We start from the raw sequence: 271 nt of genomic DNA on the forward strand, positions 1-271 counted from the left end.
GGAAAAGACTGGGGAATCGATTCCGGCGGAACGCCATTCAGTGTCGAGGGTGGCTACGGCAACCTTGATAAAACCCAGACTTCAGGTAACTGGAACACCGATGCTCAATACAGACCCTTCCAATGGCTTGGTGCCAACCATGATCTAAGCCTGGGTTTTAGCGCGCAGTCGACAACCATTGAAAGGCTCCGTAACCGTACCGGACTGGTTTATAACGGACCGTACCGCGACGCCAACATAGATTGCCGGGGTTACAGCTTTGATTGTATCG

At 52.4% G+C, this 271-nt stretch carries 1 protein-coding gene; it reads left to right on the forward strand.

What is annotated here, in order from left to right; genetic code table 11:
* A partial coding sequence (locus tag R0K30_RS21995; protein ID WP_410612967.1) for a hypothetical protein occupies nt 1–271 on the forward strand: 271 nt, incomplete at both ends.

This window comes from Bacillus sp. SIMBA_154 (assembly GCF_046536015.1).
In the GTDB taxonomy this organism is placed as follows: domain Bacteria; phylum Bacillota; class Bacilli; order Bacillales; family Bacillaceae; genus Bacillus; species Bacillus pumilus_P.